The sequence below is a fragment of the Agrobacterium sp. ICMP 6402 genome (genome assembly GCF_009498615.1).
Lineage (GTDB): Bacteria > Pseudomonadota > Alphaproteobacteria > Rhizobiales > Rhizobiaceae > Agrobacterium > Agrobacterium burrii.
In genome coordinates, this window is record NZ_QSNV01000001.1 from 1,366,977 (window position 1) to 1,391,292 (window position 24,316).

The 24,316-nt window shown below is 58.6% G+C and carries 28 protein-coding genes; 16 read left to right on the forward strand and 12 right to left on the reverse strand.

Annotated features, from left to right (window positions below; genetic code table 11):
* The first annotated feature begins 27 nt into the window (after positions 1-27).
* Complete coding sequence (locus DXT96_RS06920; protein WP_149897406.1) at positions 28-1,020, forward strand: hypothetical protein; 993 nt, start codon at positions 28-30, stop codon at positions 1,018-1,020.
* A 194-nt stretch (positions 1,021-1,214) separates the two neighbouring features.
* Here the strand turns inward: DXT96_RS06920 and thrS are convergent, their stop codons facing one another.
* From thrS to DXT96_RS06940, 4 genes are all read right to left on the reverse strand, one after another.
* Positions 1,215-3,218: a threonine--tRNA ligase gene (gene thrS / locus DXT96_RS06925; protein WP_153513953.1), complete on the reverse strand. Its 2,004-nt coding sequence runs from the start codon at positions 3,216-3,218 to the stop codon at positions 1,215-1,217.
* A 129-nt stretch (positions 3,219-3,347) separates the two neighbouring features.
* Positions 3,348-3,872 (reverse strand): DUF1697 domain-containing protein, encoded by a 525-nt coding sequence (locus DXT96_RS06930; protein WP_153513954.1) that lies wholly within the window; start codon positions 3,870-3,872, stop codon positions 3,348-3,350.
* Positions 3,869-4,225, reverse strand: coding sequence for a membrane protein insertion efficiency factor YidD (gene yidD / locus DXT96_RS06935; RefSeq protein WP_149897403.1), 357 nt, complete (start codon positions 4,223-4,225; stop codon positions 3,869-3,871). Before yidD ends, DXT96_RS06930 begins: the two co-directional genes overlap by 4 nt.
* 3 nt (positions 4,226-4,228) lie before the next feature.
* The gene (locus DXT96_RS06940; RefSeq protein WP_153513955.1) at positions 4,229-4,675 is read right to left on the reverse strand and encodes an iron-sulfur cluster assembly scaffold protein; all 447 of its coding nucleotides are present in this window, start codon (positions 4,673-4,675) and stop codon (positions 4,229-4,231) included.
* A 281-nt stretch (positions 4,676-4,956) separates the two neighbouring features.
* Between DXT96_RS06940 and folE the strand changes: the two genes are divergently transcribed.
* From folE to DXT96_RS06955, 3 genes are all read left to right on the forward strand, one after another.
* Entirely contained in the window at positions 4,957-5,583 is a 627-nt protein-coding gene (gene folE / locus DXT96_RS06945; RefSeq protein ID WP_046798300.1) for a GTP cyclohydrolase I FolE, read from the forward strand.
* A gap of 126 nt (positions 5,584-5,709) precedes the next feature.
* Positions 5,710-6,162: a phosphoribosyl-AMP cyclohydrolase gene (gene hisI, locus DXT96_RS06950; RefSeq protein WP_153513956.1), complete on the forward strand. Its 453-nt coding sequence runs from the start codon at positions 5,710-5,712 to the stop codon at positions 6,160-6,162.
* Between the two features lie 94 nt (positions 6,163-6,256).
* On the forward strand, positions 6,257-7,192 hold the full coding sequence (locus DXT96_RS06955; protein WP_153513957.1) for a patatin-like phospholipase family protein: 936 nt from the start codon (positions 6,257-6,259) through the stop codon (positions 7,190-7,192).
* 106 nt (positions 7,193-7,298) lie between these two features.
* Here the strand turns inward: DXT96_RS06955 and DXT96_RS06960 are convergent, their stop codons facing one another.
* Both DXT96_RS06960 and DXT96_RS06965 read right to left on the reverse strand, forming a co-directional pair.
* Complete coding sequence (locus DXT96_RS06960) at positions 7,299-7,733, reverse strand: CBS domain-containing protein (RefSeq protein ID WP_149897399.1); 435 nt, start codon at positions 7,731-7,733, stop codon at positions 7,299-7,301.
* 200 nt (positions 7,734-7,933) lie between these two features.
* Positions 7,934-8,671: a rhomboid family intramembrane serine protease gene (locus tag DXT96_RS06965; protein WP_153513958.1), complete on the reverse strand. Its 738-nt coding sequence runs from the start codon at positions 8,669-8,671 to the stop codon at positions 7,934-7,936.
* A 356-nt stretch (positions 8,672-9,027) separates the two neighbouring features.
* On the opposite strand from DXT96_RS06965, the gene DXT96_RS06970 reads away from it, so the two are divergent.
* The 4 genes from DXT96_RS06970 (at position 9,028) to DXT96_RS06985 (ending at position 11,767) form a co-directional block, all read left to right on the forward strand.
* The gene (locus tag DXT96_RS06970; RefSeq protein ID WP_153513959.1) at positions 9,028-9,585 is read left to right on the forward strand and encodes a PAS domain-containing protein; all 558 of its coding nucleotides are present in this window, start codon (positions 9,028-9,030) and stop codon (positions 9,583-9,585) included.
* A gap of 184 nt (positions 9,586-9,769) precedes the next feature.
* Entirely contained in the window at positions 9,770-10,387 is a 618-nt protein-coding gene (locus DXT96_RS06975) for a PilZ domain-containing protein (RefSeq protein ID WP_153513960.1), read from the forward strand.
* A 362-nt stretch (positions 10,388-10,749) separates the two neighbouring features.
* Positions 10,750-10,986, forward strand: a complete 237-nt coding sequence (locus tag DXT96_RS06980) for a hypothetical protein (RefSeq protein WP_153513961.1) — start codon at positions 10,750-10,752, stop codon at positions 10,984-10,986.
* 175 nt (positions 10,987-11,161) lie between these two features.
* Entirely contained in the window at positions 11,162-11,767 is a 606-nt protein-coding gene (locus tag DXT96_RS06985; RefSeq protein WP_046798293.1) for a transglutaminase-like cysteine peptidase, read from the forward strand.
* An 89-nt stretch (positions 11,768-11,856) separates the two neighbouring features.
* Here the strand turns inward: DXT96_RS06985 and DXT96_RS06990 are convergent, their stop codons facing one another.
* A complete protein-coding gene (locus DXT96_RS06990; RefSeq protein ID WP_153513962.1) occupies positions 11,857-12,294 on the reverse strand; it encodes a DUF1489 family protein in 438 nt (145 codons plus the stop codon).
* 65 nt (positions 12,295-12,359) lie between these two features.
* On the reverse strand, positions 12,360-13,763 hold the full coding sequence (locus DXT96_RS06995) for an L-serine ammonia-lyase (protein WP_153513963.1): 1,404 nt from the start codon (positions 13,761-13,763) through the stop codon (positions 12,360-12,362).
* Between DXT96_RS06995 and DXT96_RS07000 the strand changes: the two genes are divergently transcribed.
* Together DXT96_RS07000 and DXT96_RS07005 are read left to right on the forward strand one after the other, a co-directional pair.
* The gene (locus DXT96_RS07000) at positions 13,762-14,208 is read left to right on the forward strand and encodes a hypothetical protein (RefSeq protein WP_194287572.1); all 447 of its coding nucleotides are present in this window, start codon (positions 13,762-13,764) and stop codon (positions 14,206-14,208) included. The genes DXT96_RS06995 and DXT96_RS07000 overlap by 2 nt on opposite strands.
* 265 nt (positions 14,209-14,473) lie before the next feature.
* Positions 14,474-14,824: a hypothetical protein gene (locus DXT96_RS07005; protein ID WP_153513964.1), complete on the forward strand. Its 351-nt coding sequence runs from the start codon at positions 14,474-14,476 to the stop codon at positions 14,822-14,824.
* Positions 14,825-14,833: 9 nt separating this feature from the next.
* Here DXT96_RS07005 and DXT96_RS07010 read toward each other — a convergent pair whose 3' ends face one another.
* A complete protein-coding gene (locus DXT96_RS07010) occupies positions 14,834-15,598 on the reverse strand; it encodes a phosphodiester glycosidase family protein (RefSeq protein ID WP_153513965.1) in 765 nt (254 codons plus the stop codon).
* 106 nt (positions 15,599-15,704) lie between these two features.
* Positions 15,705-15,866 carry an entericidin A/B family lipoprotein gene (locus tag DXT96_RS07015; RefSeq protein ID WP_149897390.1) on the reverse strand — a complete coding sequence of 54 codons (162 nt, stop codon included), beginning with the start codon at positions 15,864-15,866 and terminating at the stop codon, positions 15,705-15,707.
* 190 nt (positions 15,867-16,056) lie between these two features.
* On the opposite strand from DXT96_RS07015, the gene DXT96_RS07020 reads away from it, so the two are divergent.
* Together DXT96_RS07020 and DXT96_RS07025 are read left to right on the forward strand one after the other, a co-directional pair.
* Positions 16,057-16,833 (forward strand): formyl transferase, encoded by a 777-nt coding sequence (locus DXT96_RS07020; RefSeq protein ID WP_153514228.1) that lies wholly within the window; start codon positions 16,057-16,059, stop codon positions 16,831-16,833.
* A gap of 88 nt (positions 16,834-16,921) precedes the next feature.
* Positions 16,922-17,842, forward strand: a complete 921-nt coding sequence (locus DXT96_RS07025) for a methylenetetrahydrofolate reductase (protein ID WP_153513966.1) — start codon at positions 16,922-16,924, stop codon at positions 17,840-17,842.
* A gap of 53 nt (positions 17,843-17,895) precedes the next feature.
* Here DXT96_RS07025 and DXT96_RS07030 read toward each other — a convergent pair whose 3' ends face one another.
* Positions 17,896-18,834: a LysR family transcriptional regulator gene (locus tag DXT96_RS07030; RefSeq protein WP_174373612.1), complete on the reverse strand. Its 939-nt coding sequence runs from the start codon at positions 18,832-18,834 to the stop codon at positions 17,896-17,898.
* 241 nt (positions 18,835-19,075) lie between these two features.
* Between DXT96_RS07030 and DXT96_RS07035 the strand changes: the two genes are divergently transcribed.
* Positions 19,076-19,294 carry a DUF1127 domain-containing protein gene (locus DXT96_RS07035; RefSeq protein WP_149897387.1) on the forward strand — a complete coding sequence of 73 codons (219 nt, stop codon included), beginning with the start codon at positions 19,076-19,078 and terminating at the stop codon, positions 19,292-19,294.
* Between the two features lie 271 nt (positions 19,295-19,565).
* The gene (locus tag DXT96_RS07040; protein WP_149897386.1) at positions 19,566-20,606 is read left to right on the forward strand and encodes a GlxA family transcriptional regulator; all 1,041 of its coding nucleotides are present in this window, start codon (positions 19,566-19,568) and stop codon (positions 20,604-20,606) included.
* A 10-nt stretch (positions 20,607-20,616) separates the two neighbouring features.
* On the opposite strand, the gene DXT96_RS07045 is transcribed toward DXT96_RS07040, so the two are convergent.
* On the reverse strand, positions 20,617-22,107 hold the full coding sequence (locus tag DXT96_RS07045) for an NAD(P)H-hydrate dehydratase (RefSeq protein ID WP_153513967.1): 1,491 nt from the start codon (positions 22,105-22,107) through the stop codon (positions 20,617-20,619).
* Between the two features lie 358 nt (positions 22,108-22,465).
* Between DXT96_RS07045 and DXT96_RS07050 the strand changes: the two genes are divergently transcribed.
* Together DXT96_RS07050 and glnA are read left to right on the forward strand one after the other, a co-directional pair.
* Entirely contained in the window at positions 22,466-22,804 is a 339-nt protein-coding gene (locus DXT96_RS07050; protein WP_003508042.1) for a P-II family nitrogen regulator, read from the forward strand.
* A gap of 72 nt (positions 22,805-22,876) precedes the next feature.
* A complete protein-coding gene (glnA, locus tag DXT96_RS07055) occupies positions 22,877-24,286 on the forward strand; it encodes a type I glutamate--ammonia ligase (protein WP_149897384.1) in 1,410 nt (469 codons plus the stop codon).
* Positions 24,287-24,316: the final 30 nt, after the last annotated feature.

Below are 24,316 nucleotides of genomic sequence, written 5' to 3' on the forward strand. Positions count from 1 at the left end.
AATTCTAGAAGTCAATCGGTATCGAAAATGTCGGCAATCAAATTCGCGGCCAAATTCGCGACACGTCTGGCCATTGCATGCGCCGCGCTCGGCGTTTTATCACAAGCCGCTTTTTCGCAGGACGCCTTTAAAGACTTCAAGCAGCTGGGCGGCACGCCGAAAATGCCGAAGCTCAATGCTTTCACCGCGCCGACAGCACCCAATGCCCCGGAAAGCACCGCCCGCGATATCGCCATGGAAGCCAAGCTGACGAGCGGCGGCGAAGCGGTGAAGGAAGGCCTGTCCTGGCGCGTCTTCAGCCCCATTCCGGGTGCCGATGGCAAATTGCCGATGCTGGCAAGCTCGGAGGGCGGCTCGGCGGAATTCCATCTGGTGCCCGGCGAATATTTCGTCAACGTCGCCTTCGGCCGCGCCGGCGTCACCAAGAAACTCAATATTCCGACATCAGGCAACGTCCAGAAGCAGGTGCTTATTCTCGATGCCGGCGGTTTCGTGCTGAATGCGGTCGCAGGGTCAGACAAGCAGATTTCCGGCGGCCAGCTGAAATTTTCGGTCTACTCCTCCGATGCCCGCCCGGACGGTGAGCGCGGCCTCGTGATGGCCGACATCAAACCCAATACCGTCGTTCGCCTCAATGCCGGCACCTATCACGTGGTTTCCGAATACGGCAACGTCAATGCCGTCGTGCGCGCCGATATCCAGGTGGAAGCCGGCAAACTCACCGAAGCAACGCTTCAGCATCAGGCAGCACAGATCACCCTCAAGCTTGTCTCCGACGAGGGCGGCGAGGCCATTGCCGACACCGCCTGGTCGGTGCTGAACGGCGGCGGCGACGTGGTGAATGAAAGCGTCAGCGCTTTTTCGACCATGGTTCTGGCGGAAGGCGAATATACCGCCATCGCCCGCAACAAGGACAAGGTCTTCCAGCGCAATTTCAAGGTTACGTCCGGTCGGGATTCCGATGTGGAAGTGCTGATGAAGGATCAGGCACCGGAAGATATGACCGGGGATTTTGAGTAGGTTTCGCTGCCTGTTCAGAGACGAAGTGCCTTGAAATCCCATCACACTCCGCGTCATCCTCGGGCTTGACCCGAGGATCCACAGTTCGGCGGTGAGAATGGATCCTCGGGTCAAGCCCGAGGATGACGTGCAGAGAGCTTTTAGCGCCCCTCACCCAAAAACGAAAACGGCCCCCGAGGGGGCCGTCATTTTCATCAAGCAACCTGCTTCTTCGCCGCAAGCTTGCGCTTGACATCCGGCGGCGTTGCCTCGTCCACGAGGCTGGTAATCGCATCTTCCAGCGACATCGGCGTCTGGTTCTGCGAACCGAGGCGGCGGATGTTGACGGTGCGCTCTTCCGCTTCCTTGCGGCCGCAGACGATGATGACCGGAACCTTCGTCACCGAATGTTCGCGGACCTTGTAGTTGATCTTCTCGTTGCGGAAGTCGGTCTCGACTACCATGCCCGCCTCGCGCAGCGCTTCGGCCACTTCGCGGCCGTAATCGTCTGCATCCGAGGTGATGGTGGCGACAACGACCTGCAGCGGTGCGAACCACAGCGGCATATGACCGGCGAAGTTCTCGATCAGGATACCGAGGAAGCGCTCCATCGAGCCGCAAATGGCGCGGTGAATCATCACCGGCTGCGTCTTTTCGGAATTCTGGTCGATATAGAAGGCGCCGAAGCGTTCCGGCAGGTTGAAGTCCACCTGCGTCGTGCCGCACTGCCATTCACGGCCAATGGCATCCTTCAGCGTATATTCGAACTTCGGCCCGTAGAAAGCGCCTTCGCCCGGCAGGATGCCGGTCTTGATGCGGCCTTCGGACTGCTCCTCGATCGTCTTCAGAACCTCCAGCATCACGCTTTCGGCGCGATCCCAGAGATCGTCGGAACCGACGCGCTTTTCCGGGCGCGTGGACAGCTTGACGACGACTTCACTGAAACCGAAATCCTCGTAGACGGAGAGGATGAGGTCGTTGATGCGCAGGCATTCCGCCGCCATCTGCTCTTCCGTGCAGAAGACATGCGCATCATCCTGCGTAAAGCCGCGAACACGCATCAGACCATGCAGCGCACCCGATGGCTCATAACGATGGACATTGCCAAATTCCGCCAGGCGAACCGGCATTTCGCGGTAAGACTTCAAGCCATGCTTGAAGATCTGAACGTGACCGGGGCAGTTCATCGGCTTCAAGGCGAAGACGCGCTGATCGGCTTCCTCGTCATCAGGATGGGTAAAGGCATGAGCGGATTTCACCGCGAACATGTTCTCCTGATACCATCCCCAGTGACCGGAGGTTTCCCACAGCGACTTGTCTAGAATCTGCGGCGCGTTGACTTCCTGATAGGTGTTGGCAAGACGCCGGCGCATATAGGCCGTCAGCGTCTGGAACATGCGCCAGCCTTTGCCGTGCCAGAACACGACGCCCGGACCTTCTTCCTGGAAATGGAACAGGTCCATTTCGCGTCCGAGGCGGCGGTGGTCGCGCTTTTCAGCTTCAGCCAGAACATGCAGATAATTGTCCAACTCTTCCTGTGTCGCCCAGGCGGTGCCGTAGATGCGCGTCAGCATCGCATTGTTGCTGTCACCACGCCAGTAAGCGCCAGCCACCTTCATCAGCTTGAAGGCCGTGCCTATCTGCCCCGTGGAGGCCATATGCGGGCCACGGCAGAGATCGAACCAGTCGCCCTGATAATAGATCTTCAGGTCCTGACCTGCCGGAATGGCATCGACCAGCTCGACCTTGTAGTTCTCGCCCTTGGCGGCAAAGACTTCCTTGGCCTTCTCGCGCGACCAGACCTCGCGGGTAAACGGCTTGTTGCGCTGAATGATTTCCTTCATCCGCTTTTCGATCTTCGGCAGATCTTCCGGCGTGAAAGGTTCGTTCTTGGCGAAGTCGTAATAAAAACCGTTTTCGATCACCGGGCCGATCGTTACCTGCGTGCCGGGCCACAACTCCTGCACGGCTTCAGCCATGACGTGCGCGGCATCGTGGCGGATAAGCTCCAGCGCACGCCCGTCTTCACGCGTGACGATCTCTATTTTGCCATCGGTGATGGTCTCGGACAAATCGCGCACGGTGCCATCAAGCGCAAGGGCGACAGCCTTCTTGGCAAGCGATTTGGAGATGGATTCGGCGACTTCACGGCCAGTCGTACCGGCGGGGTAGCTGCGCACGGAACCATCGGGAAATGTAAGGGAAACAGCTTCAGACATTGTCGAATTCTCCTGTCCAGTCCCGCCAACGAATGCGGGTGGTGTTGGAATAATAATCGCCCGAATGATAATATTGGGCAGGCAGGCTGATAAAGGCTTTTGCCATTCCAGTCAAAGGTGAACGGCGTTTCACCCGAGCATTTTCGCCAGCCCGTTGACCGTATTGGCGTTGCGGGTTGTGCCTATGCCAAGCCTTTTCGTGGTCAGGACGGACAGCAACCGGCTCTCGCTCGGCTTGCCCTGAAAATCGATCCAAAGCTCGCCACCGACCACGGCAATCTTTTCCTGCTGACGATATTTCTCCAGTAATCCGAGAACCTCTTCGCCAAGTGGCTGCCGCATCACCCGAATGCAGACGTCAGGAGAATTGCCGTGCGGAAACGGATTATCCGACGCCAGTTTCAGCCAGTCGCTGCCCGCCCGAACAAGTATATCGACATGTTTGCCGAACCGCTTTTCGAAGGCGCGCTCAAGACGGTCTTCGAATTCCGGTATCAGCCCAGCCTCGGCACGAAAAACCAGATTCCCGGTCGCAACCAGCGTCCTGCAGTCCTGAAACCCCAGTTCCTCCGCCATTGCCCGCAGATCGGCCATCACAAGCCGCTTGCCGCCGCCAAGAACGATGCTGTGCAGCAGAGCCACATACTCGCTCATCTGGGCAGGTTCCAGTAACGCCACGGCGTCCACCAATGCCTCTTTTCGCCCAGCGTCTCCGGCACCGGGTCCAGCCCGCTGGTACCGCCCGGGCCGCAGCGCGCCACACGAAACAGCGTCATCCAGCCGCCCGGCCAAAGTCCGTGACGGGCGATGGCCTCATAACCATATTCCGAACAGGTGGGGATATGGCGACAGGAATTGCCGATGAAACCGGAAAGCGTCAGCTGATACAGCCTGATGAAACCGACACCCAAAAGCCGGCCCGGCGTTTTGGCAAAGGTCCCGCCCCAGTTACGGGATTGCCCGGCCCTCGCCGTCTCTTGATGCCGGCAGCCCGGTTCGCCGCACATCGTCTAACCCGCAACATTCACGACCGGCCGGCCTTCGATCTGATCGAGCGCATCAACCACCGCTTCGAAAGTCAGCATGGTGGAAGCGTGGCGTGCCTTGAAGTCCCGGACGGGGGAAAGCACCCGCATATCCTCAAAACGGCCCGTCGGCCCCTCACCGCCCTGTTTCAGCATGGCCAGCATATCTTCCCGCGCCTTTCGGATTTCACCGCTGGAAGCGCCGATGACATGATGGGCCATGATGGAGGCCGAGGCCTGACCAAGCGCACAGGCACGAACCTCGTGCGAAAATCCGGTCACGATGCCGTCTTTCACCTTTAGATAGACCTTGAGTTTCGAGCCGCATAGCCGCGAGTGTTTTTCGGCGCTGGCATCGGCATCTTCAAGAACACCGATCAGCGGAATATTCCCGGCAAAGTCCAGAATGCGGTTATTATAGATGTCATCCATCGTCAGGTGTCCGGCGCGCTCAAAATGCCCAAAACGGGACAGGTCATATTTTCCAAACACAGCGTTTGTCGCAGTGAAGCTTTCCTGCCCTTCATTCTCATTATATGCTAACGAGCTTTCTGGACATCAAGCCATGATGAAATTAACGGCTTCGATACCGAATTATCAGCGGCGGCCTTGCCAAAATGCTGTAAAACAACCAGATAGCAGCAACTGCGAACACGAGTTCGCGATGAAAAACGAGTTCAGGTGCGGCCTTTACCCGCATCGGGAGAGACGAAATGGATGCGATCGTGAAGAATTTCCCCGGCGCTGGCACAAAACCCGACGTGGCCGAGGCCCGCCCAAGCCAGGCGGAAGCGGAAGAAGCAGTACGCGTTCTTCTGCGCTGGGCGGGAGAAAATCCTGCCCGTGAAGGACTTCTGGATACGCCAAAGCGTGTCGCCAAGGCCTATCGCGAACTCTTTGCCGGTTATGAGCTGAATGTTCAGGACGTGCTCGGCACGACCTTCGAGGAAGTCGGCGGTTATGATGATGTGGTGCTGGTGCGCGACATCCCGTTCTTCTCCCATTGCGAACACCATATGGTGCCGATCGTCGGCAAGGCGCACGTCGCCTATCTTCCGGCTGGCCGCGTGCTTGGCCTGTCGAAGATTGCCCGCGTCGTCGAAATCTTCGGCCGCCGCCTGCAGACGCAGGAAAACATGACCGCGCAAATTGCCAGATCCATCGAGGAAACGCTGAAACCGCGCGGCGTGGCCGTCATGATCGACGCCGAACATATGTGCATGTCCATGCGCGGCGTAAACAAGCAGGGGTCGACAACGCTGACCACCAGCTTCACCGGTACGTTCAAGAACGACCCGGCCGAGCAGGTCCGCTTCATGACCATGGTGCGGAACCGCTAGGCATCGGACCGAATCGCCAGCGCGTTTTTCGGAAAATCCGGTGATCAGATAAGACCTGGAGCGGCGGAATCGATTCCGTTCTTTCGCCGCTCTGATCATTCCGCCAGTTCAGTTTCCGGGGTTATCATGTCCATTCCCTTTCCATCCGCGCCTGCGGATAAGGAAGTGCTCGAAAACGCGGGCCTTTTTTCGCCGAAATTCGATGCCCACGGCCTCGTCACCGCCGTGGTAACCGACGCTCGCGACGGCGAGTTGCTGATGGTCGCCCATATGAATGCAGAGGCCCTGTCGCTGACGCTGGAAACGGGCATCGCCCATTATTACAGCCGCTCGCGTGACAAGATCTGGAAAAAGGGCGAAACATCAGGCAACCTGCAGACGGTGAAGGAATTCCGCACCGATTGTGATCAGGACGCCGTATGGTTGAAGGTCTCCGTCGCCGGCCGTGATGCGACCTGCCACACCGGCCGCCGCTCCTGCTTTTATCGCACCGTGGAAATGTCTGATGGCAATGCCGTGACCAAAATCACCGACGATACTCGCCATTTCGATCCGGCAACCACCTATTCCGGCACATAAACGGCCGGCTTCCATCGGCCGCACCAATTTGCTACCAATATAGCAGGTTCCGGGGATAGGACGGAGCCTCACGGAACTGGCAGGGAGTGCGATCATGTTGGGATGGGGAAATCGTCGCAATCAGCTCGCGGCTGGAAACCCCGAATACATGGAGCCGCCCATCGTCACCGAGCGCGTCGATACGCGCCGCATCGCGCTGGCGCTTGGTGGCGGGGCCGCGCGCGGCTGGGCCCATATCGGCGTCCTGCGGGCGCTGGATGAGGCAGGCGTGAAGATCGGCATGATTGCCGGCACGTCGATCGGCGCGCTGGTGGGCGGTTGTTACCTCGCCGGCAAGCTCGATGAACTGGAAGAATTCGCCCGATCTTTGACGATGCGCCGCATTGCCGGCCTGCTCGACCTGACGATCGGCGGCGGCGGCCTGTTTGGCGGCATGCGGCTGACCAAGCGCATGCAGGAGCATCTGGAAGGCCTGCGCGTCGAAAACCTCGAACATCCCTTCATCGCCGTCGCCACGGAACTGCGCACCGGCCATGAGGTCTGGATCCATCAGGGCGACCTCGTCACCGCGCTTCGTTCATCCTATGCACTGCCGGGAATTTTCGAACCGGTGCAATGCAATGGCCGCACTTTGATCGACGGCGCGCTGGTCAACCCCGTGCCGGTTTCGGTCTGCCGGGCCTATGAGCAGGCGCTGGTCGTTGCCGTCAATCTCAATTACGATCTCTTTGGCCGTTCCGCCGTGGTCAAGCATGCAGCCTCCCCACATGCAGGCTCCGCTCCGCCCGTAGAGAGCGCGCCGCGTCCCGGCCTGCCGGGCGTCATGGTGCAGGCCTTCAACATCATTCAGGACCGGATTTCACGCTCGCGCCTCGCCGGCGATCCGCCCGACCTCATGCTGCATCCACGCATCAACGATATCGGCCTGTCGGAATTCCATCGCGCCAGTGAAGCCATCGACAGGGGATATCAGGAAACCCGCGCCCGTATTCCCGAGCTGGAGCGCATGCAGCAGGCGTTCCGGCGCTGAGATAAAGGCCGCCGATAAGGCTGTCAGGCAATTGTACCGCGCCGGAAACGTAGAACACCTCCTGCTTAATTCGCTACTGGAAATGCCCTGCCCCCGGCGCAAGGTTTCAGCCGGCGATATAGGCCTTGATATGTTCGGCCTCGGCCTCGATCTCGCCGATCCGCGCCTTCACCACGTCACCGATGGAGATGATGCCGGCGAGACGTCCGTTTTCCTCGACCGGAACGTGGCGGAAACGCCCGCCTGTCATGATTTCCATCAGTTGGTCGGTAGTGGAATTACCATGACAGCGGATGACGTTCTTGGTCATGGCCACCGAAACGGACTGCTGGAGAGAAGCGGCGCCCTGGCCCGCCACGGCCTTCACCAGATCGCGTTCCGTGAAAATGCCGAGAACGACGCCATCGGCATCCGTCACGACGACCGAACCGATCTTGTGCGCATGCAGCGTTCCCGCTGCCTCGCCGATGCTGACCTCCGGACCTACAGTCACGACGTCCCGACCCTTGCGGTCGAGAAGATCTTTTACGAATGTTGCCATGCCTTCCTCCTCTTTTCAGCGATCACAGCACGCCGCAGTCTCCCCCGGCGGTTGCAAATCATGAACCATGGTGCGCTGAGGCCCGTGTGAATGCAATCCCGGATGGGACGCGCCCAAGCAAATTTGCGCCATGGCCGACAAGGAGCGTGATCGCTTCGATGCGCTGCCACAAGCCGTGGCGGGCCGCTGCTCGGCCCGCTTTAGCGCAGCGGGCGATCAAACAGGCCGAAGAACAGGAAACCCAGCAGAAACCCGAAGACATGCGCGTCCCAGGCGATTTCACCACCGACATCGCCAAACAGCGGTATCCCGACTGCAATCAGGACATTGCCGAACAGCCACATCAGCGTGAAGATCAGCACGGTGCGGTTGGAAAGCGCCTCCAGAATGCCCTGCCGCGGCATCAGATGGCCGAAAGAGGCATTGTAGCCACCACGGGCGGGGAAAACAAAACGGCAGGCTGCTCCCATCAGTGCCGAAACAACACCGGACGCGCCAATCAGCACCGTGACATCGCCCCAGTTCAGCGCCGCATGGCCGAAGGCCGAAACGGCGGCGGAAATGCACCATAACAGCACGAAGCGCCATGTTCCGATCCGGCGCAGAACCGGTGCGCCGAAGGCCATCAACCACAATCCGTTAAACAGAATATGTTCGATGCCGCCATGCAGGAAAGAATAACTGACCGGCGTCCAGAGCCATTCCAGACCCTGCTGGGAGAAAGGCACGGCATACCGCAGCGGAATGAAGCCGAAGGTGAAGATGAACCAGTTGCTGCCATCCTCCGATAGCAGATAGGCAGGAACCACATAAGCAACCAGGAGCGCCGCCAATATGCCGACGAGAAGCGGCGGCAGGTTGAAGACGGGATTGTTCGTGTCGTCTTTCGGCTCCGGCGTTTCCGAAACCGGCGGCCGTTCGCCGTCCCCGTAGGACATGATCGCATCCCTGTCTTGTCGAAATTTCTATCTTCCGAGCAATATAGGAAGCCCGGACGAAAAAAAAGCCGTCCTGCCTTTCAGGCAACGACGCCAAAACCAGAGCCGGTTCGAGCGCCGCCGCCAAAGGCAGTCCGGCTTGCGGCGACGCGGTAAAGTCACGAGCGCTGCCATCAATTGTGCTGACCGGAGCTTGTCCCCGACATGGCCGCACCGATGCCACGGCCTTTGTCGCCGCGCAATATCAACCCTTTGTTAACCTTAACAAAACCGGCTGGCACGAAAATCGCTACACCTCCACATACAGGCGTTCGGATGGACATGATGTCCCAAAAGCGAACATGGAGAACGGTGCTATGAAAAGCATGGCCGGACTGGACATATATAACTATTGGGACGAGCTGCGCGGCAACAGACCCGCGCCCCGTCGCGAAGACATCGATCCCGCAAGGTTGAAACATCATCTGGGTGATCTCTTCATCCTGACGGAAAAGGGAGAGGAAGCGCCCTTCTTCCGCCTCGCCGGCACGCGCATTTGCGACCTGTTTGGTCGGGAATTGCGCGACCGCCCGTTTTCGGAACTGTGGCCGGCGGCAAAAGCCGTTTTCCCCTGCCGCGTCGCGCGCGGCATCCTGCAACATCAATTGCCAGTCGTCTTCGATGTCGAGGCGGAGGATGATTTCGGCGCAGCCCCGTTGGCATTCGAGATGCTGCTGCTGCCGCTGCGCACGGACGAAGGCGCCGCCCCGCGGCTGCTCGGGGCCTTGCTTCCGGCACATCCGCGTCACGAATTCGCTACCCCCATCAATTGCCTTTGGATGAAGAGCAGCCGCCTGCTGCAGATGGATATCGCGCAGACGCAATATTCGGAAAACACGCTTACGGCTTTCACACCATTCGCGGGGAGCTGTTGACGGGGCCCGTTCCTCCTTCAATGTGAGGACGGATGGCGCCCTGCAACCCGGAATCTTTGCTGAAAATAGGTCAAAGCTGTAACGATATCGCCGATCGTAAGAATTGTAGATATCAAGCAATACAGTCTGTTAACCCGCGCAGAGTAGAGATTTGTCATCATCATCCGTTACAATTGCGCTGTCCATGTTTTCATCTCGTTCGGTCAACACTGCCCAAATCCTGCGTCCGGTTGAAGAGGTCTCCCTCGACGACGCCGTCGTCGTGTCCTTTTCCGGCCGCCTCATGTTGCCCGACCATGAAGAATATGATTGCACCGCAACCGAGATGACCGCCGAAAGAGCGCAGTTCACCTGCTCGGGCATGGCCCGCAATGGTGACCGCGTCATCGCTTATCTCCAGCACATCGGCCGGATCGAAGGCTCGGTAACGTCGCTCACCGCCTCCGGCTTCGTCATCACCATCAATGCGCCGGAGCGCAAGCGGGAAAAACTCGCGGCCCAGCTGGCATGGATCGCCAAGCGCCAACTGCTCGGCCTGCCGGAAGACCGACGCCACGACCGACTGACGCCACGCAATGCCAAGACACATCTGGTTCTGGAAGATGGCGTGCTCATCTCCTGCCGGCTGATCGACCTTTCCCTGTCCGGTGCGGCAATCGAAGTCGAAAACCGTCCGCCGCTCGGCAGCCGGGTCCAGCTCGGCAAGAACATGAGCGGCAAGATCGTGCGCCACTTCATGGAAGGCGTCGCAGTCGAATTCGACCGCGTCCAGTCGCCCGACGCGCTGATCGAATTTCTCTAAGCGCCGCCTCGACACCTGCGCAGCCATTAACAGCCGAAAATCCATAATCTAAGGAATGCCCACCATTCCCGACGCCCCACCTCCGTCTCACTGAATGTGCGACGGCGGTGCGCGCCCGGTATTGACGGGGCATCTGTTGCGGCTTTTCTTCCCTCGTCCGGCCTTTCGCTAGAAACCAGCCAACTAGACCCTTGATCTCGGAGAAGTCTCCTCCGTCGCGTCAATCCGTTTCGACGGGCTTCCGATGCAACGGCGACACGGCGAGATTGAAACACTTAAGCGCGGGATATCGTCCCAGCCTTCACTTCCACCCGTCCGGATGCGCGGTGGTCGCGCACCAAACCCATCGATTTCGGCTCGGTATGGCGCAGATCGAAACGCAAAGCGCCCGCCCAAAACATTTTTCCGGAAAAAAAAAGCAGTTTTTTGAAGTTTTTTTCGCCGCTTTTTCATGGCGTCCCAACCTGAAACATCCATCCCAAAACGGGAAATCCGCTCCCCTGCCCGGCTTCTCCCGAACACTTCACGCGGCTGTGAAAATCGCCCCACACGGAAAATCGCTTTCAATACAGCGGCATAAATGGCTACCAAAAACCTAAGGCCGCGATCCGTAAAATTGTAATAAAATTTGCTTCGAATACCCGTAAAATTTGACTCAAATACAGTTCAAAATAACAGCTAATTTGCTGAAATTTAAGCTCAAATTGCCTCTCGCAAATTTCCGCCGGGTCAAAATATACCTGCGAATGTCTCCTCAACACGGGGAGACAAGCAATGAACAACAACCGTATCGTTTTCGTCCTGATCGCATTCATCGTCAGCGCCTTCGCCCAGCAGGCCAGCGCGTCGCCGGCCGCCGTCATGCGCGTCATCGGCAAGGCCAACCCGCCGATCGGCCACTATGAATTCTGCCAGACCTATCAGAGCGAATGCCAGGCGACCTCGGTCGACACCGGCCCGATGAAGCTGACCGAAGAGCGCTGGAAGGCGATGCTCGACGTCAACTACACCGCCAACACCACGATCACGCCGATGACCGACATGGAAATCTACGGCGTTGAAGAGCGCTGGGCATACCCCACCACGGTTGGCGATTGCGAAGATTTCGTGCTTCTGAAGCGCAAGATGCTGATGAACAAGGGCTTCTCGGCTTCTAACCTGCTTATCACCGTCGTTCTGCAGCCGAATGGCGAAGGCCATGCCGTTCTGACCGTTCGTACCGACCGCGGCGATTTCGTACTCGACAACATGCGCAACAAGGTCATGAACTGGTCGGAAACCGAATATACCTACCTGAAGCGCCAGGACACCGCCAATCCGGGTCGCTGGGTGAAAATTCAGGATGGCCGCGCCACCAATGCGGTTGGCGGCATCCGATAACACCAGCTACCCCACTACCGTCTCCCCAAATGAAAAAGCCGGCTCCGCAGGGAGGCCGGCTTTTTCATTGTCGTAAAGAGCTGCAAGCGTCAGAGCAGGCCAAGCTCGGCAAGTTCACGCCTCAGGTCGGATGGCATGTCCTCACCGCCGAAACCACCGCCACCGAGATCGCGGGGCGCTTCGTCGTCCTTGAGGTAACGCCAGCCCTGAAACGGCCGCTTCGGCGCAGGTGATGTCTCAATCACTTCGGGGCCGAGAATGAGATCGCAGCGGGTAATCCCGTCGTCGCCCTTGAAGGAACGGAGATCAAGAAGCTTCTGCCGCGCCTGCACCTGCCCCTTGATGACCCAGTAGAGCGAGCCGCCTTCCAGCAATTCCTCGGACCTTTTCGGGATCATGCGGGTGGTGTGCACGCTGTGCGGTTCCAGACCTGCGGCCATGGCGGTCAGCGAGCGTTGCGCGACCCAGTCTCTTAAATCCTGGAGTGAATCCGCGCCAACGCAAAGTTTGATGAGATGTAAAGGCATATCCCTATCAATGCCTTTTTGCGGCAGGCGTCAAGCATCTGGACGATGCCGGCCGCCCTGCCCGCTCAGCACTCCACAACGTTGACGGCAAGGCCGCCCGTGGAGGTTTCCTTGTATTTCTCGCTCATGTCATTGCCGGTCTGGCGCATGGTTTCGATGCAGGCGTCGAGCGGCACGAAATGCTGGCCGTCACCCTTCAGCGCCAGCGACGCCGCCGTCACCGCTTTCACCGCACCCAGCGCATTGCGCTCGATGCAGGGCACCTGCACCAGCCCGGCAATCGGGTCACAGGTCATGCCAAGATGATGCTCAAGCGCAATTTCAGCGGCATTTTCGATTTGTTCGGGCGAGCCGCCCATGACCGCCGCAAGACCCGCCGCCGCCATGGCCGCCGCCGATCCGACTTCGCCCTGACAGCCCACTTCCGCGCCGGAAATCGAGGCATTGTGCTTGATGATGCCGCCAATCGCCGCCGCCGTCAGCAGGAAGTCACGCACGTCGTCAACCGTCGCATCCTCATGGAAGTGCCGGAAATATCGGACAGTGGCCGGAACGACGCCCGCCGCACCATTGGTCGGCGCGGTGACCACCCGGCCACCGGCGGCATTTTCTTCGTTCACCGCCATGGCGTAAACGCTCAGCCAGTCATTCGCCATGACAGGATTGAACCGGTTGCTGCGCCATTCCGCATTCAGCTTTTCGTAAATGGAACGGGCGCGACGGCGCACCTTCAGGCCGCCCGGCATGATGCCGTCGACTTTCAGTCCGCGCTCGATACAGCCGTCCATCACTTCCCAGATCTGGTCGAGCCGGTCGTTCAACTCTTCGCGGGAAACCACCGTCTCTTCATTCGCCCGTTTCATCTGGGCGATGGTGCGGCCGGAACGGGTCGCCATATCAAGCATTTCTTTTGCCGAGGCGAAGGGATAGGGCACGCGCGGACCATTATCGATGGTCTTGCCGCGCTGCTTGATCGCCTCCAGTTCCGTATCGGTCACGACGAAACCACCACCGACCGAATAATAGATGCGCTTGATCAGCAGCCTGCCCTGATTGTCGAAGGCGGAGAAGGTCATGCCATTGGCATGGCCGGGCAGCGGGTTCTTCTTGTCGAACACCAGATCCTCGGCTGCCCGGAATTCGTAGGTCGGATGACCGGGCGGCGTAACCGTGCCGGCCTTTTCCACCGTCTCGATGATCGCATCCATGGCGTCGGGATCAACGAGGTCCGGCCGCTCGCCGGTCAGGCCGAGAATGACGGCACGCCCTGTGCCATGGCCGATGCCGGTAAAGGCGAGCGAACCGTGCAGGCTGACCTTCAGCCGCGAAACGCTGGCGCCGGCCGGACGCGGCCACTCATCGCTGAGGATCAGCGCCAGAAAGCGGTTGGCCGCCGTCATCGGACCCATCGTATGGGAACTTGAAGGACCGATACCGATCTTGAAGACGTCAAAGACCGAAAGAAACATGAAGTTTTTCCTGACTGATGGATTCCACCATCACCATATCCAAAGCCGCGACAGATCGCCACCGCAGCATCGGATGCAAAATCTGTCGGGATTTTCGGAGAAATCCGACGCTTCGGCAAGAACGAAGAGCGTCACCGGCTTTTGCGGCTGCGACATGCAGGTCGCAGAAACGAAAACAGCACGGTTTCCAGAGGAAACCGCGCCGTTTCAAAACCCGTCAATTCAGGAGAAGTGCTTATGGGCTGCCAAAAATGTACGTCAATGCGAGAAAAGCGGCAAAGCCTGCAAGTGCGCGCAAGGTAACGCCCCAGCAAGATTTCTGAGCGGTTTCTTCCATGATTACTCCAGCTATTCACTCTCCGGGGGATCTTCAAGACCCGGCCCGTTGGAAGAAGCATTTATTAAAATCCGACGACGAAGGCAAATGCAAAAAGCGGCTAAATGAAGGCTTTTTCGACGGGCTGCCATTCGCCCCGCGCATAGGTACATGAAAAAACAAGGTGTTAGGGCGTGGCTTCCAAAACCGGCATTTCGGTCTTCGCCTCAATTTAGGCTAAAGTGTAACCGTTATTTAAAGCTTTTGCACAAACACCTGTTGAAAACTGTCGTCGCCAACACGTTACAGTCGAATTTATTCCGCAGTCGCCGCGCCTTGAAAGCATAACACCTCTGCTTTATCGACGACGGATATCGACAACGGGACTCACTTCATGCAGCAGGCATCCTCTTTTCCCGATCGCGAAACGGTCGCTTCGAAACTGACTTCGCTTGCAAGCGAGGACAAGGCATGGGTGTCGTTGCTGATGGAAAACGCCTTGCAGGATGAAAACCTGCTGGCCGGCCTCAATCTCTATCTCGACCAGCAGGCCAATGCCCGTTTCCTGAACAGTCTGAAGCTGGAAGCTGCCGGTGAATGGCTTGGCGTCAATGCCCCTGCCCGCCTGCAGATTCGCCTCGCGGAAACTGCCAAAACCAGCCAGCACCCCGCTTATCTGGCCTTCCGCAAAGGGCTGACGGCATCGGCGGGACTTGAAAAAGCCTACCCTAAAGCGCCGATCTGATCTGTTCGGTTAGTCCGGCACCCTATCGATGACGGCGATGATCGGCCCCATGGGAAATAGCATGTCGCGCCGCTTCATCGCGGGAATATCGACGCTGGATATGGTGCCGTCGAGATAAAGCGCGTTGGGCGCATCCAGCACATCCCGAAACAGCGTGGCAAAATCGTAGAAGCGCACGGTATTTTCCGAAATGGCGAAATGCACCATGCCATCGCGGGAGACGCCGACGCCGTTGCGTCGCTTCAGGCTGTCGCTGTCGGGCAGAAATCGCGGATGCAGCTTTCCGTCGATCACCAGCATCGGCCCCGACTGGGTGGCAAAATCCGGCTTGGGGTCTGCCACCAGATAGGCCTCAGTCTCCAGCACGGCGGCCGTCGTGCCTTTCAGATAAAACACACCATTCGGCAGAAGGTGAAAATTGCCCCAGCCGCCCCGGGTGCTGATCGATGAGCGCTCCACTCCATTTTCGACAAACAGGCCAACTGGCGAATAGTCGGAATGATACATGCCGCCATTCATGGCGAAGATGCTGAACATATGCTGCCGCCAGAGCGCGGACGACAGGTCGGCGAAGGAGCGATACCCCTGCCCGGAGACGTGATCGCGATCATAAATCCGGATGGTGTTCTTTGCCGGGTCGAAACTGCACACAGTGTAGCGACCGCCCGCATGGTCCATGCTTTTGCAAAAATCCGCCTGCCCGCCGGCCTGCGCCGAAAACGGCAGCAACAATGGCAACAGCAGCTTCGCCAGTCTTTTCATCGATCCGTTCATGCCCACCCCGTGATTCTCGTCAGGGGAACATTCGCAGGGAAATTCAGTCAAAGAAAAGGCGTCACCCTTGTTTCAGGGTAACGCCTCGACTTTAAGGGGAGTGCCGTTAGCGGCGGGCAGCGCGGTCCACATTGCGGCCGGCGTCCTGCGTCGCATCAACGGCATTCGCCGTATCCCGGCCCATGCCACGAATGGTGTTGCCGCAAGAGCTGAGCGTCACGACGGTCAACAAAGCCACGAAAACGGTCGAAAGAATGCGTGTAACCATTGAAATAACTCCCCTATGACTTGCCGTCCAAGGCAAGCGCCGATGTGATATGCGTCACAATAACGTGAGTCCCGAAAATCGGTTCCAGCAGCATTTCAAAAAATCCCGTCGATGAAAATTAACAGGGTTTTGAAGTTCACGAGGGAAACTCCACACCTGGATCATGGTTGAGGAAAATACCGTGGGTGATATGACTGACATCAACAATCGACTTCTGGTGATGACGGCAGGCGGCGTGAACCCCAATGTCATGATCAATGCATTGGCCGCCCGCTTTCCTGATATCCACGTCTTCGTAGAGCAACCGGAAAGCAAATCGGAAATTCTCAGGCGGCGGGCGCGGCGGCTCGGCTGGATTGTCGCCGCCGGCCAGATGACAACGATGGTCGCATCCCGGCTGGGCAAACGTTTCACGATTAAAAGAAGCCACGAGATTATCGCCGAGCATGGCCTTTCCGCCGAACTTGGCCAAGCCGTTCCCGTCACGCAATTTGCCTCGCTGAACGACGAGGAATGCCACAAGGCCGCTAATCTGCTGAAACCGGCGGCGATCTTCACCATTTCCTGCCGACTTCTGAAGCCCGTAACGCTTGAGGCCCTGCAATGCCCGGTTATCAATTTCCACGCCGGCATCAATCCCGCCTATCGCGGCCAGATGGGCGGCTACTGGGCGCTGGTGGAAAAGGACCGCGGCAATTTCGGCGCAACCGTACATCTGGTCGATAAGGGTGTGGATACCGGCGCCACGCTTTACGAAAAACGGCTGAAACCCTCGCCTTCAGACACCATCGCCACCTATCCGCTGCTTCTCACCGCCGCCTCGGTGGATATCGCCGTCAGCGCCATCGAAGACGCATTGTCCGGCAGCCTCGCACCACAGCCGCCCTCACCCGGAAAATCGGCACTGCGCTTTCCGCCGACGATCTGGACCTGGCTGTGGAACGGTCTGACGAAACGGATATGGTGATCCTTCGCTGCACCGTGTTGCCAAGCTTCGTCGCAGATGCAGGGCTGTCTTGCCGCATCAGGCACAGACGGCACCGAAAAAACGGTGCATGATAATCAAAAGGATCATGCACAAATTGCCCGATATTTCCGCCTCCTCCATCATCCCCGCCTCCATCGAAGCCTCTCCCGCACAGGTGCTTGGCCCGGCAAGCCTTGTCGGTCTCTTTCCGCAGGGCGTGCGTGTTTATCTGACCGACACCGGCGCAGCCTCACAGGTAAAGCTTGTCGATGCGGCGAGACATCTGCGTGATCTGGGTTATGAGCCAGTGCCGCATCTTGCGGCGCGGCGCATCCCGTCGCGCGCAGAGTTTGAGGAACAGGTGAAGCGGCTGGCGGGCGAAGCCGGCGTATCGGATGTGCTGGTTGTCGGCGGCGGCGTCGACAGGCCGGCCGGTCCCTTCGCTTCCAGCATGGATATGCTGTCGTCAGGCATTTTCGACCGTTATGGGATAAGCCAGATCGCAATCGCCGGCCACCCCGAGGGCAGCCCGGATTTCAGCGAGGAGACGGCAATTGCCGCGCTGCGGCTGAAGCGTGATTTTGCGCAAAGAAGCGATGCGACGATGCGCATCGTCACCCAGTTCGGTTTCGATGCAGCCCGTTTCATCGCCTGGGCGGAAGGGCTTATCGCATCAGGCATCGATCTGCCGGTGCATATCGGCGTTTCCGGTCCGGCCAAGATCACGACGCTGCTGAAATATGCAGCGCTTTGCGGTGTCGGCAATTCCATTGCCTATCTGAAGAAAAACGCGCTCTCCCTCACGACACTGGCGAAGGGTCATTCGCCGGAAAGCGTCGTCGGACCGATCGAGCGGCACTGGCAGGCCAATCCGCAAGGGCCGATCCGGCAAATTCACGTCTTTCCCTTTGGCGGCTTGCAGAATTCGGCCGACTGGCTGGTCAAGCGCGGAAGCTGGCAAACCGGCGACGCAGACCATTCGGCATCACCGGATTCCGTTGCGGTTTGACACACCACGACTGCCTGCGCGCCCGGCTTTAAGGCCGCGCAGGCCCCGCCATGTTACGCCGCCTTGGCAACCTCGACAAAGGCGCTGCGAATGCTTTCTGCGACTGCAAGCACCGGACGCGACGCCTTGTCGCCCATAATCAGGCGGATATCGAAACAGCCGAGTTCCGGCAGTCCTTCCTTGTCGCCCAGAATGACCATGTCGTTCAACACATAGGATCGCGGCAGCGGCGCGATGGCAAGATCGGCGGCAATCGCCGCGCGCTGCGCCATCGTATGACCGCTGAGATAGGCCACCCGGAAATTGCGCCCGCGCTTTTCCAGAGAATTGATCGCCTCCGAACGCCAGATGCAGCCTTCTTCCCAGATCGAAATCGGCAGCGGATCGCGCAGATAGGCGGTGCCGCATTTTGCACCCGCCCAGACAAGGCGCTCGCGCATCAGCACCTCACCCGTATCCCTGAGCGGATGCGAGGCACAGTTGACGAGGGCAAGATCAAGCCGTTGCTCGTCCATGCGCTTGTAGAGATTGGAACTGGAATCGATGGTGACGTCGATCATGATACCGGGGAAAGCCTCGGCAAAGCGCTTGAGAATGCCCGGCAGCAGGCCACGCTCACCGATATCCTCCGGCGCGCCGAGACGCACCACGCCCGAAAGCTCGGGCATGACGAAACGCGACACGGCTTCATTGGAAAGCGCGATCATCCGCCGTGCGTAAGTCAGCAGTGTCTCCCCATGCGCCGTCAATGTCACCGAGCGGGCATCGCGCAGGAATAGCGTCGTCTTCAACTGCTCCTCAAGCTTCTTGATCTGCATGGAAACGGCCGAGGGCGTCCTGAACACCACTTCCGCGGCGGTGGAGAAATTTCCCGTTTCCGCAATCGCGACGAAGGTTCTCAATATGTCGTTATCCAGCAACGGCAGCGGTTGGCGGAAAGTCACGGTCATGGCACGCACCTTCAAATATTTTGATTTATAGATGGATATCATTTCGTTTGATTGAATGTCAACAAGCGCGCACCATCGGGGACATCGAATGACAGGGCCGAAAAAGTCCCGCTGGAATGAAGCGCCGAACTCCCCTTATGTGACGACGCGCATCTGGCAGGACAGGTCAGCAAATCATTCCGATAATTGATGAATGATATGAAATTCATTCTCTTGTTTGATGAAATATGCAGGCGCATATCGAAGGCGCAAATCAATCGTGGTTCAGGAAAGGATCAAGGACATGACCATGATACATTATCTCCCGGTGGCGAACCGCTCTGCGCATCGTCCCTCTTCCGGTGGCTGGCTTCACCGCCTGTCAGGCCACGTTTCTGCTCTTTACAGATCATGGCGTCGTGCACGGATGCTGCGCGCACTTGAGGCATTGCCGCCTGAAACATTGAAGGATATCGGATGGCCGACGACAGACAATTACCGCACAAGCGCCATTCGCAAATGACCTCCGACCGGTGGCTCGCAGACGTTTTAAGACTTGCGAGCCATCCCCTCCCGTGCCAATACGCTCCGGCAACGGCGTAAAAAAGCCTGCCTGTTTTACATGCGACACGACGCCTTTTTAAAAGGCTTGTCGCAAATTTTGCATATTTCAAAAGCGATTTTTTGACAGGCCCGATTCCACGGCGTATTTTTCGTTAAAGATGTCGGAAACAGGACATCCAGAAGACCGATTCCAAGGGAGGAATTGCGTATTCGCAACGGAGCACGGGCAAATGAGCAGGAACTCCCAGAAGAAACGCTCAATCGTCTTTTTTCTCATTCCGCAATTTACCATGCTGCCCTTTGCCGCAGCGGTTGAAACGCTTCGCATCGCCAACCGAATGTTGGGCTATCAGGCCTATGAATGGCGCATCGCCTCGCTCGATGGCCAGAAGGTCATGTCCTCCAGCGGCATCTGTCTCGAGGTCGACACCTGTCTCGCCGACGAGCGACGGTATGTGACCGGCGAGAACCGCGCAGAAATGGCAATCATCTGTTCGGGCATCGATGTGGATCAGCACATCAACAAGTCCGTCAATGCCTGGCTGCGCGAAGCCTATAATCGCGGCATCGCCATCGGCAGCCTCTGTACCGCCGCCCATATCCTTGCGCAGGCTGGCCTGCTGAACGGCAAGCGCTGCGCGATCCACTGGGAAAACCTGCCGGGTTTTTCCGAAGCCTTCCCACAGGTGGAAGTTTATGCCGACCTCTTTGAAGTCGACAGCAACATCTACACCTGCGCCGGCGGCACGGCTTCGCTGGACATGATGCTGAGCCTGATCGGCCAGGATTTCGGTGAAAACCTCGTCAACCGCGTCTGCGAACAGCAGTTGACCGACCGGGTGCGCAGCCCCAATGACCGCCAGCGCCTGCCGCTGCGTGCGCGCCTCGGCGTGCAGAACAGCAAGGTCCTGTCGATCATCGAATTGATGGAAGGCAATCTCGCCGAGCCGCTGTCGCTGCTTGACATAGCCGATGCCGCCGATCTGTCGCGCCGACAGGTGGAGCGCCTGTTCCGTCAGGAAATGGGCCGGTCGCCCGCCCGCTATTATCTCGAAATCCGCCTCGACCGCGCCCGTCACCTGCTCGTGCAATCGGCCATGCCGGTCGTCGAAGTCGCCGTCGCCTGCGGTTTCGTCTCGGCCTCGCATTTCTCAAAGTGTTATCGCGAAATCTATAATCGCACGCCGCAGCAGGAACGGGCCGAGCGCAAGATGCTGATCAGCGCGTCGCGAATGGCGATGGCGAGCCAGGGAGGCAAAGCCGCGCATTAAAGACGCGGCTTTAAGACGTCAAGGCTTCCACGAACGGCCGAACCGCATGGGCCAAATCCTCTGCCGTCATGCCAACGCCGGCTCGGCTACCCGCCTCACCATGCAGCCAGACACCGGCAGCCGCCGCCTCAAAGGCGGGGGTTCCCTGCGCCAGCAGCGCACCGACAATGCCGGCCAGCACATCGCCGGAGCCAGCCGTTGCGAGGCTCGCCGGCGCATTGCTGTTGACCAGCGCCCGGCCGTCGGGTGCGGCGATCACCGTGTCCGCGCCCTTATAGACCAGCACCGCACCGCTGCGCGCCGAAGCAACCTGCGCCTTCTCGACCTTGCTCAACGCAGCGTCAGCGGCAAGATCGGGAAACAGCCGCCCAAACTCGCCCTCATGCGGCGTCAGCACAAATTTGCCTGTGCCGGATGTAACCTGCTCGAACAGGGTCTCCGGGCAATCCTTGAAAGCGGTGATCGCATCGGCATCCAGCACCACCGCCCTGTCTCCAAGCAGCGACACGAACTGCCGCGCTTTTTCTAAATCGCCGAAACCCGGGCCGAGAACGAAAGTACCGTGACGCCGGTCATCCAGCCACAGCCGCAGATCATCGGCATCGTCCATAGGCGTGTTCATCACGGCTGTCAGCGTCGTGGACAGCACATCGAGCACCGTCTTCGGCGCAGCAACAGTCACGATGCCCGCCCCCGCCTTCAGCGCCGAAAGCGCCGCCATGCGGCTTGCACCCGTCGCATGCGCCGGTCCGGCAAAGACAGTCAGATGCCCGCGGCGGAATTTATGCGTTTCCATATCGGCGCGGGGCAAGGCGTGCCGCCAGACAAGCGGATCGTTTTCCGAGATTGAACCCGCATGGGCAGCGAGGATGCGGGCTGGAATGCCGATATCGAAGACCTCAAGCACCCCGCACAGCTCCCGCCCCGGCATCAGCAGATGACCGGGCTTGCGCGCCATGAAGGTCACGGTGCGCTGCGCCCTGAACGAAGCACCGAGAGGCACGCCGCGCCGGCCGCAGAGGCCCGAGGGCAGATCAACGGCAAGCACAGGCACGCCCGCCTTTGCCACCGCCTCGATCACATCGGCAAGTTCGCTTGGAACATCACGGGACAATCCAGCCCCGAAAACCGCATCGATCACCACGTCACCGGAAAGAGGCGCATAGGCCGCAAGCGGCAGTGGCGTCACCCCGCTCCGCTCGAATGCCGTTCGCGCATCGCCCCTCAGCACGGCAGTATCGCCAAGATGATAAACCGCAACGGCCGCGCCGCTCTGCAAAAGCACCCGCGCCGCCACATAACCGTCTCCGCCGTTATTGCCGCCACCGCAAAGCACGATGAAACGCAGCGCCTGCGGATAGTGGCGCAGCGCCGAGGCGGCAACCGCCTGCCCCGCCCGTTCCATCAGGTCGTAAAGCGGAATGCCGGATTGCCCGGCCACCGCATCGATGCGGGCCATCACAACCGGGTCGATGAGGAAGAGCTGCGAAAGGGATGTCATGGGCCGATCATCCCTTCAAAACGCCGGAAAGGCAATCGATACAAAAATAAGCAGATCGCCACGACCAAATAATAGTCAAATGCATAAAATATAAACAAACCAACAAAACGCCGGCGCAGGGACTACAAATATACGAGATTGCTAAAATATTACAAATCAACAGAAATGCGGATGGATTTTTCGGATTTCCGAGAGAAATTCGCTGGAAAACCGCCAAAAGCGAATGCATTTTGTGCCGGAAAGCCGGGGGAGCGAAGTTTTTTCTTCACGCCCGCTTCCGATCTGGCACAATACGTGCATTCTTGTGGCAGAGCGGGAATTACCTGCTTTAACGGGAGAAGCGGAGAGATATTTTCTCATGAAAAAGATCGAAGCGATCATTAAGCCTTTCAAGCTCGATGAAGTGAAGGAAGCCCTTCAGGAAGTCGGACTTCAGGGAATCACGGTCACGGAAGCAAAAGGCTTTGGTCGTCAGAAGGGCCACACGGAACTTTACCGCGGTGCGGAGTACGTCGTGGACTTTCTGCCGAAAGTGAAAGTCGAAGTCGTATTGGCGGACGAGAATGCGGAAGCCGTCATTGAGGCGATCCGCAATGCGGCCCAGACCGGACGTATCGGCGACGGAAAGATTTTCGTTTCCAATATCGAGGAAGTCATCCGCATCCGTACCGGTGAAACAGGCGTGGACGCCATATAATCAGAACCGGGTCTCAAGCCGGGGAGGCTTGGGTTTCACCTCGTCACCATCACACTCAAGGAAAACGTTTAAATGACGACCGCAAACGATATCTTGAAGCAGATCAAGGACAACGACATCAAGTTCGTGGACCTGCGCTTTACCGATCCCAAGGGCAAGCTGCAGCACGTCACCATGGATGTGGTGTGCGTCGACGAAGACATGTTCGCCGATGGCGTCATGTTCGACGGCTCCTCGATCGCCGGCTGGAAGGCCATCAACGAGTCCGACATGGTGCTGATGCCCGATCCGGCCACCGCCCACATCGACCCGTTCTTCGCCCAATCCACCCTGGTCGTCCTCTGCGACATTCTCGACCCGGTCTCGGGCGAAGCCTATAACCGCGACCCGCGCGGCACCGCCAAGAAGGCCGAAGCCTACCTCAAGGCATCCGGTATCGGCGACACCGTTTTCGTCGGCCCCGAGCCTGAATTCTTCGTCTTCGACGACGTGAAGTACAAGGCCGACCCCTACAACACCGGCTTCAAGCTGGATTCGTCGGAACTGCCGTCCAACGACGACACGGATTACGAAACCGGCAACCTCGGCCACCGTCCGCGCGTCAAGGGCGGTTATTTCCCGGTTCCGCCGATCGACAGCCTTCAGGACATGCGCTCCGAAATGCTGACGGTTCTGTCGGAAATGGGCGTGGTCGTCGAAAAGCATCACCACGAAGTGGCTGCCGCACAACACGAGCTGGGCGTGAAGTTCGACACGCTGGTTTCCAGCGCCGACAAGATGCAGATCTACAAGTACGTCGTGCACCAGGTCGCCAATGCCTATGGCAAGACGGCAACCTTCATGCCGAAGCCGATCTTCGGCGATAACGGCTCGGGCATGCACGTGCACCAGTCGATCTGGAAGGGCGGCAAGCCGACTTTCGCTGGCGACGAATATGCCGGCCTGTCTGAAAACTGCCTCTTCTACATCGGCGGCATCATCAAGCACGCCAAGGCCATCAACGCCTTCACCAACCCCACCACCAACTCCTACAAGCGTCTGGTGCCGGGTTATGAAGCGCCGGTTCTGCTGGCCTATTCGGCCCGCAACCGTTCGGCATCCTGCCGTATCCCCTTCGGCTCCAACCCGAAGGCAAAGCGCGTCGAAGTCCGCTTCCCGGATCCGACCCAGAACCCCTATCTCGGTTTTGCGGCCATGCTGATGGCCGGCCTTGACGGCATCAAGAACAAGATCCACCCCGGCAAGCCGATGGACAAGGACCTTTACGACCTTCCTGCCAAGGAACTGAAAAAGATCCCGACCGTCTGCGGCTCGCTGCGCGAAGCGCTGGAAAGCCTCGACAAGGATCGCAAGTTCCTGACCGCCGGCGGCGTATTCGACGACGACCAGATCGACTCGTTCATCGAGCTGAAGATGCAGGAAGTCATGCGTTTCGAAATGACCCCGCATCCGGTCGAATTCGACATGTACTACTCGGCCTGATCGGCATTCGGGACGCTCTAGAGTTTGTCA

Coding starts and splice junctions, on each gene's coding strand:
- DXT96_RS07030 (WP_174373612.1), bottom strand. CDS start 18,834: ATGATATCCATCTATAAATCAAAATATTTGAAGGTGCGTGCCATGACC.
- DXT96_RS06980 (WP_153513961.1), top strand. CDS start 10,750: ATGGCGCAGATCGAAACGCAAAGCGCCCGCCCAAAACATTTTTCCGGA.
- DXT96_RS06990 (WP_153513962.1), bottom strand. CDS start 12,294: ATGCCTTTACATCTCATCAAACTTTGCGTTGGCGCGGATTCACTCCAG.
- DXT96_RS06920 (WP_149897406.1), top strand. CDS start 28: ATGTCGGCAATCAAATTCGCGGCCAAATTCGCGACACGTCTGGCCATT.
- DXT96_RS07020 (WP_153514228.1), top strand. CDS start 16,057: ATGACTGACATCAACAATCGACTTCTGGTGATGACGGCAGGCGGCGTG.
- DXT96_RS07025 (WP_153513966.1), top strand. CDS start 16,922: ATGATAATCAAAAGGATCATGCACAAATTGCCCGATATTTCCGCCTCC.
- DXT96_RS06955 (WP_153513957.1), top strand. CDS start 6,257: ATGTTGGGATGGGGAAATCGTCGCAATCAGCTCGCGGCTGGAAACCCC.
- DXT96_RS06975 (WP_153513960.1), top strand. CDS start 9,770: ATGTTTTCATCTCGTTCGGTCAACACTGCCCAAATCCTGCGTCCGGTT.
- DXT96_RS06930 (WP_153513954.1), bottom strand. CDS start 3,872: ATGAGCGAGTATGTGGCTCTGCTGCACAGCATCGTTCTTGGCGGCGGC.
- DXT96_RS06985 (WP_046798293.1), top strand. CDS start 11,162: ATGAACAACAACCGTATCGTTTTCGTCCTGATCGCATTCATCGTCAGC.
- DXT96_RS06970 (WP_153513959.1), top strand. CDS start 9,028: ATGAAAAGCATGGCCGGACTGGACATATATAACTATTGGGACGAGCTG.
- DXT96_RS07035 (WP_149897387.1), top strand. CDS start 19,076: ATGACCATGATACATTATCTCCCGGTGGCGAACCGCTCTGCGCATCGT.
- hisI (WP_153513956.1), top strand. CDS start 5,710: ATGTCCATTCCCTTTCCATCCGCGCCTGCGGATAAGGAAGTGCTCGAA.
- DXT96_RS07015 (WP_149897390.1), bottom strand. CDS start 15,866: ATGGTTACACGCATTCTTTCGACCGTTTTCGTGGCTTTGTTGACCGTC.
- DXT96_RS06995 (WP_153513963.1), bottom strand. CDS start 13,763: ATGTTTCTTTCGGTCTTTGACGTCTTCAAGATCGGTATCGGTCCTTCA.
- DXT96_RS07000 (WP_194287572.1), top strand. CDS start 13,762: ATGAAGTTTTTCCTGACTGATGGATTCCACCATCACCATATCCAAAGC.
- DXT96_RS07005 (WP_153513964.1), top strand. CDS start 14,474: ATGCAGCAGGCATCCTCTTTTCCCGATCGCGAAACGGTCGCTTCGAAA.
- DXT96_RS07040 (WP_149897386.1), top strand. CDS start 19,566: ATGAGCAGGAACTCCCAGAAGAAACGCTCAATCGTCTTTTTTCTCATT.
- DXT96_RS06940 (WP_153513955.1), bottom strand. CDS start 4,675: ATGGATGACATCTATAATAACCGCATTCTGGACTTTGCCGGGAATATT.
- DXT96_RS06965 (WP_153513958.1), bottom strand. CDS start 8,671: ATGTCCTACGGGGACGGCGAACGGCCGCCGGTTTCGGAAACGCCGGAG.
- folE (WP_046798300.1), top strand. CDS start 4,957: ATGGATGCGATCGTGAAGAATTTCCCCGGCGCTGGCACAAAACCCGAC.
- DXT96_RS07045 (WP_153513967.1), bottom strand. CDS start 22,107: ATGACATCCCTTTCGCAGCTCTTCCTCATCGACCCGGTTGTGATGGCC.
- glnA (WP_149897384.1), top strand. CDS start 22,877: ATGACGACCGCAAACGATATCTTGAAGCAGATCAAGGACAACGACATC.
- DXT96_RS07010 (WP_153513965.1), bottom strand. CDS start 15,598: ATGAACGGATCGATGAAAAGACTGGCGAAGCTGCTGTTGCCATTGTTG.
- DXT96_RS07050 (WP_003508042.1), top strand. CDS start 22,466: ATGAAAAAGATCGAAGCGATCATTAAGCCTTTCAAGCTCGATGAAGTG.
- DXT96_RS06960 (WP_149897399.1), bottom strand. CDS start 7,733: ATGGCAACATTCGTAAAAGATCTTCTCGACCGCAAGGGTCGGGACGTC.
- thrS (WP_153513953.1), bottom strand. CDS start 3,218: ATGTCTGAAGCTGTTTCCCTTACATTTCCCGATGGTTCCGTGCGCAGC.
- yidD (WP_149897403.1), bottom strand. CDS start 4,225: ATGTGCGGCGAACCGGGCTGCCGGCATCAAGAGACGGCGAGGGCCGGG.